This is a genomic window from Phytopseudomonas punonensis, from assembly GCF_900142655.1.
In the GTDB taxonomy this organism is placed as follows: domain Bacteria; phylum Pseudomonadota; class Gammaproteobacteria; order Pseudomonadales; family Pseudomonadaceae; genus Aquipseudomonas; species Aquipseudomonas punonensis.
In genome coordinates this window covers 342,292-355,696 of record NZ_FRBQ01000003.1, presented here as the reverse complement: position 1 = coordinate 355,696, position 13,405 = coordinate 342,292, and the positions used below count along the sequence as shown (strand labels likewise).

Here is a 13,405-nt window from a genome sequence, read left to right as displayed (position 1 = left end):
CCATTAGTCTCATGCACACACCATCCGTGCCTGCCATGGAACCCGGAACGAAGCGCTGAACAATGAAAGATCTCGACAACTACAAAGCCATTGCCGACAGCATCGCCACGCTGCTTTTTCCTCATGCGGAAGTGGTCATTCACGACCTGGCCAGCCAGACGGTTGTGCACATCGCCAACAATATCTCCAAGCGCACACTCGGCGACGATTCGGCCCTTGAGGACATCGCGGGCGACCTCGCCTCAGCGTCCAATCTCGGCCCATACGAGAAGCTGAACTGGAACGGCCAGAAAATCCGCTCGATCAGCAGTGTGCTGCGCAACGACCAAGGCCAGCCCAAAGCGCTAATGTGCATCAACCTCAACCTGTCGGTACTCGAGCAGGCGCGTGAAGCACTCGATGCGTTCTTCCAGGTGAGCCGCATCATTGCCCAACCGGACACCCTCTTCCGGGATGACTGGCAGGAGCGGATCAACACCTTTCTTCACAGCTGGCTGCGCGACAGGCAACTGGCCCTCGGCACACTGAGCCAGAAGCACAAGAAGGAGCTGATCGAGGCGCTTTTCAACGAAGGTGCTTTTGATGGGCGTAGCGCAACGGACTACATCGCCAACGTACTGAACATGGGCCGGGCGACGGTCTACAAATACCTCAAGGCCCTGCGCGCCACCTGAGGCGGGCGAGTCATGGCAGAGACTGCAGCGCACAGCGCGCGATTTGCGCGTCCTGAATGGCGACCCCGGTCAGGTCGACGAGGGTTATTTCATCGTCATTCGCACGTCCGCTAATTCGCCCATCCAGCAAGGCGCCGATTTCACTCAACCTTCCTTCCTCGATCAGCCCGGCCTTCAAGGCATGGGACACCTCGCCGTACTGCCGGCATTGAACGATCGAGTCGACGATGATGCGATCTGCACGCGCGACCAGCAGCGGGTCGAGCTCCTGCTTACCGGGCGCATCCGCGCCGACTGCAGTGATATGCGTGCCCGGCCTGACCCACTTGTTGTCGATAAGCGCTTGTCGCGATGGCGTTGCACACACGATCAGGTTGGCACCTTGCGCCACCTCTCGCGGATCGACGGTGGTGTGAACCTCGAATCCGAGCGCGCTTGCGAAGGCTTTATAAGACGCCAGAGCAACCTCGCTGCGCCCCCAGACAATTACCCTGCGGCACGCGGTAACCGGCAGCAGCTGTTCGAGCTGCATGCGCGCCTGCATCCCCGTACCGAGAATGCCAATGGCATGCACCTCTCGCGGCGCGAGAAGCCGTGCCGCGATACGCCCAGCCAGCGCCGTGCGCATGCAGGTGAGCCAGCCTTCATCCTGCAACAGCGCGATCGGCTGGCCGTTGCTTGCCGACAGCACCAGCATCAGCCCGTCATTGCTCGCCAGCCCCTTGCCGGGGTTGTCGTAGAAGCCGGTTGAAATCTTGACGGTGAAAGTTTCGCTGCCCTCCATGAAGGCGGATTTAACGCAGCAATCACCATTGGCGCCGGTGAACGCAAAGCTCTGCACGGGCGGTACCTGCACCGTCCCATTGGAGAACGCGACGAAGCCTTCTTCGATCCACTGCACCGCCAGGTCGAGATCGATATGGGCAACGATTTGCTGCTTGTCGACGATCCTCACGCCAGCGCGCCGAGGATTTTTTCGAGGGTGATGTTGCGACCACAGATCACCACGGCAACGCGCTTGCCGCGCAACTCTGGTGCGAGCTTTTTCATCGCGGCCATGGCAACGCCGGCGGCGCCTTCGATGATCCAGCGTTCGGTTGCCGCAACATCGCGCATTGCCTCTTTGATCTCCTGCTCGGAAACCAGCACGGCGCGATCGATCAGATGCTGGCACAGCGGAAAGGTAATGCTGCCCGGCTCGACACCGCCGGCGGTACCGTCGGACAGGGTCTCGCCCTCCTCCATGTCGATAATCGCTCCGGCCTCCAGCGACTTCTGCAGCGTCGGGGCACTGGCAGGCCAGCAGGCGATGATCTGGGTTGCCGGGCTCAGGCGGTCGAGCGCGGTGCCGATGCCTGAAATCATCCCGCCGCCACCAACCGCGACGAAGACCGCATCCAGCTGCTCGGCCTGCTCATACAGCTCCATGCCGATGGTGCCCTGACCGGCGATCACCTGGGCGTCGTTGTAGGGGGAAACGAACGGCTTGCCCTGCTGCTCGGCCTGGCGGGCGGCTTCCAGCTCGACACTCAGCGGGTCCGTATCCAGGCTTACCACCTCTGCGCCCTGGGCACGTATGGCATCGAGTTTGACGCGCGAAGCCGTCGCAGTGGTGTAGACGGTGACAGGCACGCCGAGCGTCCTGCCGGCCAGCGCAAGCGCCTGGCCATGGTTACCGGACGATGCCGTGATCACGCCCGTTTTGCGCTGCGCTTCCGGCAGCAGGCGAATCTTGTTGCTGGCACCGCGAAACTTGAACGACCCGGTGTGCTGCAGGTGCTCGCACTTGAGGTAAACCTCGCAGCCTGTCATCGAGGACAACGCCGCACTGTGAACGAGCGGCGTTACCGCCACCTCCGGACGCAGCGCGACATGCGCCTCGCTGATCGCCGCGAAAAGCTGCTGCAGGTAGGTATCGTCGAGTGGCATCTGGAACCTCTAGTGTCGGAGATGATGATGCGGAAATCGGCTCTGGTAGGGGTATGCGGGTTAACAAGCCATGCATGGCGACTTGTGACCGCGGAGGCCCAAAATCAGAGCGATACAAAATATTTGTCTATATTAGATTTTTATTCCATATCCAGCAAGGTCATCAATCGCTGATGGCGGACAGGTCGGGCCGCGCAGGTGAAGCGCCAGCTACGCACCCTGACCCACCCTACTGAGAGCACCAGATGATGAGAGGAAGTCAGCTACGCGCGCCCAAAAGCCAGGCGACTAGCTGAGCAAGAAGAGGAAGATGCAGAGGATGGCGATCGACAGGACTGCGAGGGTCACGAAGCCGATGAAGGTAGGCAGGAAATACAGGTAGCTGTTGGTGTCTCTGTAACGGCCATCTGTCAATAGCTTCAATATCCATAATCCGAACAGCCGGAAACCGCGTTCGATCAGCCCACCAAGGTAGCCCAGAATCTCATCCATGCTGCCCTGCCTGTTCAGCGATTCAGGAACAGCACGAACAGCAGATACAACCCGAACGTCACTACCGGAATCAGATGCCAGAGGTTGGACAGCCACGGCGCCGAGCTGAGGTAGCCGACCACCAAAAGGCCGGCGGTGGCCAGCGATATGCCAGGGAGCAACAGCATCAGGCTCGACAGCAGGCGGTCCTGAAAGGGCGTCAACTCGCTGTTGTTGGCGATGGCCGCGCCGGAGAACACCACGATCAGGCCTTGCAGGCCTGCGAAGAAGAGCTGGGCGAACACGCCGATGATCAATGCCGTGAGCGACATGGGTTCGATTCCTTTCATTCACCCGGTTGCAGGTTGGCCAGCAGCTTGCCGGTGAGCGCATATAACTGCTGTTTTTCCTCGTCACTGAGGGCGGCCAGAACGCCTTGCAGGTTAGCAACATGAGCGGCGAGCATGCTGTCGATCAGTTCAAAGCCAGCGGCTGTCAGCGCCACCAGAATGCCGCGGCGATCGCTCGGGTGCTTGCGCCGCTCGATCAACCCGGCCTTTTCCAGGCGGTCGATGCGGCTGGTCATGCCGCCGGAGGAAATCATCGCGCTTTCGTACAACGCTGTGGGCATCAGCGCATAGGGCTCGCCAGAGCGACGAAGCGTAGCGAGCACGTCGAACTCACCGGCCTGCAGTCCGTGACTGGCGAAGAACGGCAGTAGGTGGTCGCGGCTGATCACCTGGCTCAGCTCGCCTAGTCGCCCAATCACGGCCATGGCAAAACCATCCACATCCGGACGTTGTTCACGCCACTGCTCGGTGGCCAGGTGTGCTCGATCTCGCATGTCGACCTCAATTTATCTTGCCATCAAGATACTTTTCAAAAAGAATGTTTGCATCTTAGCGTAACCCGTCAGAGGAGACACCTGCATGGCAGGCACGCAGCATCGACCCGTTTTGGCCCTGGCCCTGCTATTCACCATCGGCGCGCTAATGGGGCTCACCAGTATTCTGGTCAAGTTGGCCGGCAACGTCGGCTGGCAGCCGATGGCCTACCTGCTGTGGGGCCTGATCGGCGGCGGTCTGCTGTTATTGCTGTTCGCCTGGTGGCGTGGCGAGCGGCCTGGCATGAGCCTGCCGCAACAACGCTATTACCTGGCATCGGGCCTGCTCAGCATCGCGCTGCCGAACGCCCTGCTGTTCAGCTCAATCGGCCATGTTGGTGCCGGCTTCGCCTCGATGTGCCTGGCTTTCCCGCCCCTGTTCACCTACTTGCTGGCCCTGGTGCTGCGCATGGAGGCGCTCAGTCGTATCCGCCTGGTAGGTATCTGCATCGGCCTGTCCGGCAGCCTGTTGCTGGCCCTCGACAAGCTGCACGGCGGCGACAGCCCGGCGCTATGGGTGGTGGCCGCACTTTGCGTGCCAGTGTTCCTGGCGTTGGGCAATATCTACCGCGCCCGTTACTGGCCCATTGGCGCCGCGCCTTTGTCGCTGGCGCCCGGCATGCTGCTGGGTGGCGCGCTGCTGCTGGGGCTGACGGCCCTGTTTGGCGTGGACTTCTCGCCGAACCTAAGCAGCACCATGGGCGTCGGCCTGATGCTGGTGCAGATGCTGTTGTTCGCGGCGGTCTACGCGCTGTTCTTCATCCTCCAGAAGCTGGCGGGTACCGTATTTCTCAGCCAGATCGGCTCGGTAGCAGCGATCACCGGCGCGGCCATGGCCATTGGTCTGCTTGGCGAACAAGGCAGCCTGAGCCTGGCGCTGTCAGCCCTGTGCATCGTGGTCGGCGTACTACTGGTGGCCTGGCGCGGCGCTCAGGAGAACGCGCAATGAAAAAGCAAACCCTGTTGCTGCTGGCGATCATTCTGCTGGGCCTGAACCTGCGCCCCGTACTTGCGGCCGTGGGCCCGCTGCTCGACCGCATTCAGCTGGATACGCACCTGGGGCACGTGGGCGCCAGCCTGCTGACCAGCCTGCCAATCGTGATCATGGGCCTCGGCGCCCTGGCGGCGACCTTCTTGCGCGGAAGGCTCGGCGAACGCCGCGGCATCTGGCTCGGCACCCTGCTGATCGCCGTCGCCTGCCTGGCACGTGGACTGCTGCCGCAGGCCACGCCGCTGCTGATCAGCGCACTACTGGCCGGCGCCGGTATCGCCTTCGTGCAGGCACTGCTACCGGGGTTGATCAAGGCGCGTTTCAGCCATGACGCCGGCCGCCTGATCGGCTTCTACAGCTGCGCGATCATGGGCGGCGCGGCTTTCGGTGCGGCGCTGACGCCGTGGCTCGCGCAGTGGCTGGGCTGGTCATGGGCACTGGCGACTTGGGCCGTGCCGGCCATCGTCGCCTGCCTGGTGTGGAACCGCGCCGCGCCAGCCGACGAACCCGCTGCCGCCCAAGCAGCCGCGCCGCTCAACCCCTGGCGCTCGCCGCGCGCCTGGCTGCTGATGGCCTTCTTCGGGGTCGGCACCGCCGGCTATACGCTAGTGCTGGCCTGGCTGCCGCCCTACTACACCTCGCTGGGCTGGAGCGCCGAGGCCAGCGGCCTGTTGCTGGCCGCCCTGACGCTCTGTGAAGTCGCCGCCGGCCTGCTGGCCTCAAGCCTGCTGGCGCGCTGCCCGGATCGCCGCGTGCTGCTGGGCGTCGTGCTGGTTTGCCTGCTGCTTGGGCTGATCGCCCTGGTGCTGGCGCCACTAGCGCTGGTAGTACCGATTTGCGTGCTGATCGGCATCGGTATCGGCGCGCTGTTTCCGCTGTCGCTGGTGGTCGCTCAGGATCATCTCGACGACCCACGCCAGACTGGCGACCTGCTGGCCTTCGTGCAGGGCGGCGGCTACCTGATCGCCGCCACCTCACCGCTGCTCGCCGGCCTGCTGCGCCAATACGCCAACGACCTGCGTCTGAGTTGGCTGATGATGGCCGCTGCCACGCTGGTACTGATGCTCATGGCGACGCGTTTCAAACCGGGTAGCGGTAGGTTTCATACGCGAGGCGGCTGAGCGCCGCCTGCGGCATAATCGAAACAATGAGTGATCGAACGCCGCGCCTGTCTGAACGCGCAGCTCTCTTCTGTTTCGAGGTTACAGATGTCGCTACACCGCATTGGCTTCCCTTGTCAGTACCGCCACCCCGACCAGAGCCTGCCGGCAGGTGAGCTGAAAACCATCGAGGCGGCGTTCAATCCGCGCACCACAACGTTGCGGTGGATGGAAAGCGTCGCCACGCCTGTGGCATACGCCAAGCTGACCGAGATCGTCGAGCACAACCTGCAAGCTCAGCTGCGCCTGCTCGCCTATGTGGTGACGCTGCCAAAACCGTTGCAGATGCTGCGTTTGAGCAGCGACCTGCTGCCGTTCTATAGCCACCCGAAGGTAGCCGCCTTCTATCAGCAACCCGAGATGCAGCAGCGCCTGATCGAGGGTTTTGCGGCGATTGGTGAAGTGGCGCGCGCGGCCAATATTCGCCTGTCGATGCACCCTGGCCAGTATTGCGTGCTGGGCTCGGATCGCCCGGACGTGGTGGAAAACAGCCTCGCCGAGTTCGAGTACCACGCCGACATGATCCGCATGATGGGTTACGGGCGGACCTTTCAGGACTTCAAGTGCAATCTGCATATCGCCGGCAAGCTGGGTGGCGACGGTATTCGTGCGGTGTGGCCGCGGTTGTCCCATGAAGCGCGCCAGTGCATCACCTTCGAGAACGACGAGAAGACCTACGGCGTAGATGCCTGCCTGGGGCTGGCCGATCTCGCGCCCGTAGTGCTCGACGTACACCACTGCTGGATTCACGAGGACGACTACATCGATCCGCACAGCGAACGCGTGGCGCGGATCATCGAAAGCTGGCGCGGTGTACGCCCGACCATGCACCTTTCGCAGCCTCAGGAACGCCTGCAGGAACTCGGGCTGAGCGCCGAGCAGAAACTTGAGATGCCCGAGGTACTCAAGGTCGCGCCCAAGCGCGAGCTGTACGGCCACAGCGCGCGGATGTGGAACCACTGGACCAACGAGTACGTGCTGCAGTTTCTAGATCGCTTCGACATCATGTTCGAAGCCAAGGACAAGAATGTGGCAACTATCGAGTTTTACGAGCGGTATCTGAAAGACGCCTGACTTGTAGCCTGGCGTTGGACGCAGCGAGACCCAGGTTGATTCCCGGGTTTCGCTGCGCTCAACGCCAGGCTACGGAATCGAACAGCTCGATCCCCACAACGCAAAAGGCCCTGCGATGCAGGGCCTTTTGCTACGGCGCGAAGGGTTACTTCTTGCCGAGTTTCTTCAGCTCTTCGTCGCGCAGTTCGCGGCGCAGGATCTTGCCGACGTTGGTGGTCGGCAGGCTTTCGCGGAACTCGACCTGCTTGGGTCGTTTGTAGCCGGTGAGGTTGTCGTGCATGTGCTGCATGACCTGCTCTTTGGTCAGGGTCATGCCCGGTTTGACCACCACGAACACCTTGATCGACTCGCCCGAACGCTCGTCCGGCACACCGATGGCCGCGCACTGCAGCACGCCAGGCAGGGTCACCAGCACTTCTTCGAGCTCGTTCGGGTAGACGTTGAAGCCGGACACCAGAATCATGTCCTTCTTGCGGTCGACGATACGGATGTAGCCGTCGGGCTGGATGATGCCGATGTCGCCGGTCTTGAACCAGCCGTTGGCGTCGATCACTTCATCGGTGGCTTCCTGGCGCTGCCAGTAGCCCTTCATCACCTGCGGGCCCTTGATGCACAGCTCGCCGGTTTCGCCCAAATCAAGGTCATTGCCCTGATCATCGATCACCTTGAACAGGGTAGACGGTGCCGGAATACCGATGGTACCCAGCTGGTTGTGGGTTACCGGGTTGACCGACGCTACCGGGCTGGTCTCGGTCAAGCCGTAGCCTTCGCAAATCGCGCAGCCGGTAACCTGTTTCCAGCGCTCGGCGGCCGCCTGCTGCAGCGCCATGCCACCGGACAGGGTGACCTTGAGCTTGGAGAAGTCGAGTTTCTGGAAACCCTCGTTATTGCTCAGCGCCACGAACAGGGTGTTGAGGCCGACGAAACCACTGAACTTGAACTTGGACAGGTCCTTGATCATGGTCGGCAGATCACGCGGGTTGGTGATCAGCAGGTTGTGGTTGCCGCAATGCATCATCGCCATGCAGTGAAAGGTGAAGGCGTAGATGTGATAAAGCGGCAACGGCGCGACCAGAATCTCGCTGCCCTCGTTGAGGTTGGAACCCATCAGCTCGCGGCACTGCAACATGTTGGCGATCAGGTTGCGGTGCGTGAGCATCGCGCCCTTGGCCACGCCGGTAGTGCCACCGGTGTACTGCAGCACGGCAACATCCTGCGCGTCTGGGCTGGCCTCGTTGATCGCCTTGCCACGGCCTTGGCTCAGAGCATCGGTGAATTTGACGGCGCTCGGCAGGTTATAGGCCGGCACCATCTTCTTCACGTACTTGACAACGGCATTGACCAACAGACGCTTGAGCGGCGATAGCATATCGCCGACCTCGGTGACGATCACGGTCTTCACGTCGGTCTTGGGCACAACCTGCTCGGCCAGGTGCGCCATGTTCGCCAGGCACACCAGCGCCTTGGCGCCGGAATCCTTGAACTGGTGTTCCATTTCCCGTGCGGTGTACAGCGGGTTGGTGTTGACCACCACCAGGCCGGCACGCATGGCGCCGAACACCACGACCGGATATTGCAGAACGTTGGGCAGTTGCACGGCGATGCGGTCGCCGGGCTTGAGATCGGTGTGCTGCTGCAGATAGGCCGCGAAGTGGCCGGACTGCTCGTACATCTCACCATAGGTGAGGGTCTTGCCCAGGTTGGTAAACGCGGGCTTGTCGGCAAAACGCTGGCAGGACTGCTTCAGTACCGCTTGAACGTTGGGGTACTGGTCGGGATCGATCTCGGCCGCGATCCCCTCGGGATATTTGTCCGTCCAGAAGTTTTCGGTCATGGACACCCACTCCTAAGCAACAGCTTGTCTTCACCGCGTATGCGGTTGTTTGTTGTATGTATGCCTGGCAGTTCGCCTCTGTGAGGCGCAAAGCGGGGCCGAGAGTAGCAGAGTTGCCAGATACCGACCAGAGCTCGAAAAGGCCGATCAGTATTGAAAGTGACCGATATAAAAGAATAAGTCACAAAGCATTTTACTGCCGCTGATTGACGGGCAGAATTCATCGTCAGCTGACAGGCAACGCCCATGATAGACGCCTGCGGCCTTTTTTGCCGGTTCGGATTGGCAATGGGAGAAGTGATGTAAAACCTGGAAGGCGGCGCGTCGTGACGGCAATACAAGCTTTTGTAGCCAGGCTACGAATTTGAGACGACGCTATCTGCCACGAAGCAAAAGGCCCCGCAATGCAGGGCCCTCGTGGTTGAGTCATGCCGCTGACTAAGTCCTGCCAAGCTTCTTCAACTCTTCGTCGCGCAGCTCGCGGCGTAGGATCTTGCCAACGTTGGTCATGGGCAGGGAGTCGCGGAAAACGATATGCCGCGGCACTTTGTAGCCGGTGAAGTTCTCCTTGCAGTAGGCCTTGAGCTCTTCGGCGGTGAGGCTCTCATCGCGCTTGACCACGAATAGCTTCACCGCCTCCCCGGATTTTTCGTCCGGCACACCGATGGCTGCACAACTGGCCACCTTGCTGTGGGCCATCACCACGTCCTCGATCTCGTTAGGGTACACGTTGAAGCCAGAGACAATGATCATGTCCTTCTTGCGGTCGACGATCCGCACGAATCCGTCTTCGTCGATTACCGCGATGTCGCCGGACTTGAACCAGCCTTCAGCGTCCAGCACCTCGGCGGTGGCGTCGGGACGATTCCAGTAACCCTTCATCACCTGTGGGCCCTTGATGCACAGCTCGCCCCGCTCGCCCAGCGGCAGCTCGTTGCCGTCATCATCGATGACCTTGAACGCCGTGCCCGGCACCGGAATGCCGACGGTGCCCAAGCGCGCCAAGTCGCCACTGGGGTTGGCGCTGGCGATTGGCGAGGTTTCGGTGAGCCCGTAGCCTTCCACCACTGTGCAGCCGGTCAGGTGTTTCCAGCGCTCGGCGGTGGTCTTGACCAGCGCCGTGCCGCCTGAGTTGGTGACTTTGAGGTGGCTGAAGTCGAGCTTGTCGAAATCCGGGTGATCCATCAGTGCCACGAACAGGGTGTTGAGACCCAGCAGTGCGGAAAACTGCCACTTGCCCAGTTCCTTGACGAAACCGGGGATATCGCGTGGGTTGGTGATCAGCACGTTGTGGTTGCCGTTGACCATCATGCACATGCAATTCATGGTGAAGGCATAGATGTGGTACAGCGGCAGCGGCGCGATCATCACTTCTTGACCGGGCTTCATCAGCGGCGTGCCATCGGGGCCGTGCTGCAACATGCAGGCATTGGCCTGCAGCATGTTGGCGATCAGGTTTGCGTGGGTAAGCATGGTGCCCTTGGCCACGCCGGTGGTGCCGCCTGTGTACTGCAGCACGGCGATATCGTCCTGGCCGGCGGTGAGCGGGCGCGCCGTAAGGCTAGCGCCATCGCGAAGCACCTGTTTGAACGACAGCGCCTGGGGCAGATAGTAGGGAGGCACCATCTTCTTGACCTTATTCACCACGGTGTTGATGAGCCAGCCCTTGAGCGTAGGCAGCATATCGCCCATGCGCGCTTCGATCAGGTATTCGATCTCGCTGTCGGGCAGCACTTCCTGCACCAGTTTGCCGAACATGTTCAGGTACACCAGGGCACGCACCCCGGCGTCCTTGAACTGATGGCGCATTTCGCGGGAGGTATACAGCGGGTTGGTGTTGACCACGATCAGCCCAGCACGCATCGCCCCGAACACGGCAATCGGGTACTGCAGCACATTGGGCATCTGCACGGCGATGCGGTCGCCGGGCTTGAGGTTGGTGTGCTTCTGCAGGTAGGCGGCAAACGCGCCGGACAGTTTGTCCAGCTCGCCGTAGGTCAGCGTTCTGCCCAGATTGCTGAATGCGGGCCGGTCGGCGAAGGTCTTGCAGGAGCGTTCGAACACCTCGAGCACCGACTGATAAGCCGTCATGTCGATGTCGTTGGCCACGCCGGGGGCGCGTTTGTCGTTCCAGAAATCGGGCTGCATTGTTGTTATCCCTTGTTTTCCGACGGTGATATCACCCGGACGAACTTAGCAGCCGGCCACAGCCTGGCAAAGCCACAATCAATACCGTGAATTTCAGTACCTGCAGGGTCTACAATGCAGAGCATTCGCAGGCTCAAGGGAATCGCCATGCAGCACCGCAGCTTCTGGCTCGACAGCAGTGATGGCGTGCCTCTGTACGCCAACCACTGGTGCCCCGCGCACGAGCCCAAGGCAGTGGTGATGCTCGCCCATGGCATGGCCGAACACAGCGGCCGCTATGCCCGTTTCGCTGAGGCGCTGGTAGCTGCAGGTTTCGAGTTCTACGCGATCGACCAGCGCGGCCATGGGCAAACCGCGCAGCATGGCCTGCTTGGCCAGTTTGCCGATGAAAATGGCTGGGGCCATGTGGTCGGCGACCTGTCCACGCTCAACCACCATATTCGCCACCAGCGGCCGCACACGCCGATTTTCCTGCTCGGACACAGCATGGGCAGCTTTATCGCCATCGCGTACCTGATGCACCACAGCAGCAGCGTGCAGGGCGCCATTCTTGGCGGCTCCAATTACGGCAGGCTCAGCGCGTACCAGGCCGCCGCACTGGTCGCCCGTTTCGAGCGCTGGCGCCAGGGTGCGACCGGGCGCAGCGCGCTGATCGAGTGGCTGTCGTTCGGCACCTTCAACAAGGCTTTCAAGCCTGTACGCACGCCGTTCGACTGGCTGAGCCGTGACAGCGAGGAAGTCGACCGTTACATTGCTGACCCTTTGTGCGGTTTCCGTTGTACCAACGGGTTGTGGCTCGACCTGCTGCATGGCCTGCAGCAGATCACGCCGCAGGCCGCGTTGAAGCAAATTGCGCCGCAGTTGCCGATTCTGATCATCGGCGGCGACAGCGACCCGGTCAGCCAGGGCAATGGCCTGCAACGCCTGGCCAACGCGCTGGCTCAAGCAGGACATACCCGCACGACACTCAAATGCTATTCACAGGCCCGCCACGAACTACTCAACGAGCTGAACCGTGACGAGGTCACCCGCGACCTGATCGACTGGCTGGAACAGACGCTCTCGCAGCCCCAGCAGCGACCATTACATTCTCAGGAACCCCATCCATGACGCAAAGCAGCAACACGCCTTACGAAGCCCTCGAAGTCGGCCAGACCGCTACCTACAGCAAGACCGTGGAAGAACGCGACATCCTGCTGTTCGCCGCCGTTTCCGGTGACCACAACCCGGTACACCTGGACGCCGAATACGCTGCCACCACCATGTTCAAGGAGCGCATCGCCCACGGCATGTTCAGCGGCGCACTGATCAGCGCCGCCGTGGCCTGCACCCTGCCCGGCCCCGGCACCATCTACGTAGGCCAGCAGATGAGCTTCCAGAAGCCGGTCAAACTCGGCGACACCCTGACCGTGCGCCTGGAAATTCTCGAGAAACTGCCGAAATTCCGCGTACGCATCGCCACCCGCGTGTTCAACCAGAACGAAGAACTGGTGGTCGACGGCGAAGCTGAAATCATCGCGCCACGTAAAGCCTTTACTGTCGAGCTGGCGACCCTGCCGCCGATCAGCATCGGTTAACAGGTTGTTGAAAAACTACCTGCGTTGCCATGGCTTGAGTTTTTCAAGCGCCTGCTCGGTTCCTGTCACCCCGTAGGAAGGGGGAAACCCATCCTACGGTTATCAGGCAACGGTCCTTCGGCCTGCGCCTCCCCGTCTTCCACTGGAGCACACCATGTCCCTGTCCATGCATTCCATTTCCATCCCGGTATTCACCCGTCAGCTGACCAATCTGTCGACCATTCTCGGCATCGCTGCGGCCAACGCCGAAACCCGCAAGATCGAACAGAGCGTGCTGCTCGGCTCACGCCTGGCGCCGGATATGTTCCCGCTGAGCCGCCAGGTGCAGATCGCCTGCGACACCGTCAAAGCTGGCGCTGCCCTGCTGGCCGGCGTCGAAGCGCCGAGCCATGCCGATGACGAAACCAGCTTCGCCGACCTGCAAGCGCGCATTGCCAAGACGCTGGAGTTCGTGCAGGGCATCAGCGCCGCGCAGCTCGACGGTAGCGAAGACCGCACCGTGACCCTCAAGCGCCGAGACAAGGAAACCCACTTTCAGGGCCAGGCCTTTCTGCTCGATCACGTGCTGCCGAACCTGTACTTCCACATCACCACCACCTACGCAATCCTGCGTCACAATGGCGTGGAACTGGGCAAGCGCGACTTCCTCGGCACCCGCTGAGCG

14 protein-coding genes are annotated in these 13,405 nt (G+C 61.4%); 7 read left to right on the top strand and 7 right to left on the bottom strand.

The window, feature by feature from the left end; genetic code table 11:
* The first annotated feature begins 62 nt into the window (after positions 1-62).
* Positions 63-674 (top strand): helix-turn-helix transcriptional regulator, encoded by a 612-nt coding sequence (locus BUC40_RS11675; RefSeq protein ID WP_073265791.1) that lies wholly within the window; start codon positions 63-65, stop codon positions 672-674.
* A 10-nt stretch (positions 675-684) separates the two neighbouring features.
* Here BUC40_RS11675 and BUC40_RS11670 read toward each other — a convergent pair whose 3' ends face one another.
* The 5 genes from BUC40_RS11670 to BUC40_RS11650 all read right to left on the bottom strand — a co-directional run bounded on the left by BUC40_RS11670 (position 685) and on the right by BUC40_RS11650 (position 3,918).
* A complete protein-coding gene (locus BUC40_RS11670) occupies positions 685-1,629 on the bottom strand; it encodes an ornithine cyclodeaminase family protein (RefSeq protein WP_073265789.1) in 945 nt (314 codons plus the stop codon).
* Entirely contained in the window at positions 1,626-2,603 is a 978-nt protein-coding gene (locus BUC40_RS11665; protein WP_073265787.1) for a threonine/serine dehydratase, read from the bottom strand. The genes BUC40_RS11670 and BUC40_RS11665 overlap by 4 nt, the downstream gene beginning before the upstream one ends.
* A gap of 288 nt (positions 2,604-2,891) precedes the next feature.
* On the bottom strand, positions 2,892-3,095 hold the full coding sequence (locus BUC40_RS11660; RefSeq protein ID WP_073265785.1) for a hypothetical protein: 204 nt from the start codon (positions 3,093-3,095) through the stop codon (positions 2,892-2,894).
* Positions 3,096-3,109: 14 nt separating this feature from the next.
* Positions 3,110-3,406, bottom strand: coding sequence for a hypothetical protein (locus BUC40_RS11655; RefSeq protein WP_073265783.1), 297 nt, complete (start codon positions 3,404-3,406; stop codon positions 3,110-3,112).
* A 14-nt stretch (positions 3,407-3,420) separates the two neighbouring features.
* Complete coding sequence (locus tag BUC40_RS11650) at positions 3,421-3,918, bottom strand: MarR family winged helix-turn-helix transcriptional regulator (RefSeq protein WP_073265781.1); 498 nt, start codon at positions 3,916-3,918, stop codon at positions 3,421-3,423.
* An 85-nt stretch (positions 3,919-4,003) separates the two neighbouring features.
* Between BUC40_RS11650 and BUC40_RS11645 the strand changes: the two genes are divergently transcribed.
* From BUC40_RS11645 to BUC40_RS11635, 3 genes are all read left to right on the top strand, one after another.
* Positions 4,004-4,906, top strand: a complete 903-nt coding sequence (locus BUC40_RS11645) for a DMT family transporter (protein ID WP_073265779.1) — start codon at positions 4,004-4,006, stop codon at positions 4,904-4,906.
* Entirely contained in the window at positions 4,903-6,069 is a 1,167-nt protein-coding gene (locus BUC40_RS11640; protein WP_073265777.1) for a cyanate transporter, read from the top strand. The genes BUC40_RS11645 and BUC40_RS11640 overlap by 4 nt, the downstream gene beginning before the upstream one ends.
* Positions 6,070-6,156: 87 nt before the next feature.
* On the top strand, positions 6,157-7,182 hold the full coding sequence (locus BUC40_RS11635; RefSeq protein WP_073265775.1) for an apurinic/apyrimidinic endonuclease family protein: 1,026 nt from the start codon (positions 6,157-6,159) through the stop codon (positions 7,180-7,182).
* A gap of 145 nt (positions 7,183-7,327) precedes the next feature.
* Here BUC40_RS11635 and fadD1 read toward each other — a convergent pair whose 3' ends face one another.
* Positions 7,328-9,016, bottom strand: a complete 1,689-nt coding sequence (gene fadD1, locus BUC40_RS11630; RefSeq protein WP_073265773.1) for a long-chain-fatty-acid--CoA ligase FadD1 — start codon at positions 9,014-9,016, stop codon at positions 7,328-7,330.
* A 438-nt stretch (positions 9,017-9,454) separates the two neighbouring features.
* A complete protein-coding gene (gene fadD2 / locus BUC40_RS11625) occupies positions 9,455-11,164 on the bottom strand; it encodes a long-chain-fatty-acid--CoA ligase FadD2 (protein ID WP_073265771.1) in 1,710 nt (569 codons plus the stop codon).
* A gap of 147 nt (positions 11,165-11,311) precedes the next feature.
* Here fadD2 and BUC40_RS11620 point away from each other — a divergent pair, with 147 nt between their 5' ends.
* The 3 genes from BUC40_RS11620 to BUC40_RS11610 all read left to right on the top strand — a co-directional run bounded on the left by BUC40_RS11620 (position 11,312) and on the right by BUC40_RS11610 (position 13,402).
* The gene (locus BUC40_RS11620) at positions 11,312-12,274 is read left to right on the top strand and encodes an alpha/beta hydrolase (protein ID WP_073266231.1); all 963 of its coding nucleotides are present in this window, start codon (positions 11,312-11,314) and stop codon (positions 12,272-12,274) included.
* Positions 12,271-12,741 carry a MaoC family dehydratase gene (locus BUC40_RS11615; RefSeq protein ID WP_073265769.1) on the top strand — a complete coding sequence of 157 codons (471 nt, stop codon included), beginning with the start codon at positions 12,271-12,273 and terminating at the stop codon, positions 12,739-12,741. The genes BUC40_RS11620 and BUC40_RS11615 overlap by 4 nt, the downstream gene beginning before the upstream one ends.
* Positions 12,742-12,895: 154 nt before the next feature.
* The gene (locus BUC40_RS11610) at positions 12,896-13,402 is read left to right on the top strand and encodes a DUF1993 domain-containing protein (protein WP_073265767.1); all 507 of its coding nucleotides are present in this window, start codon (positions 12,896-12,898) and stop codon (positions 13,400-13,402) included.
* Positions 13,403-13,405: the final 3 nt, after the last annotated feature.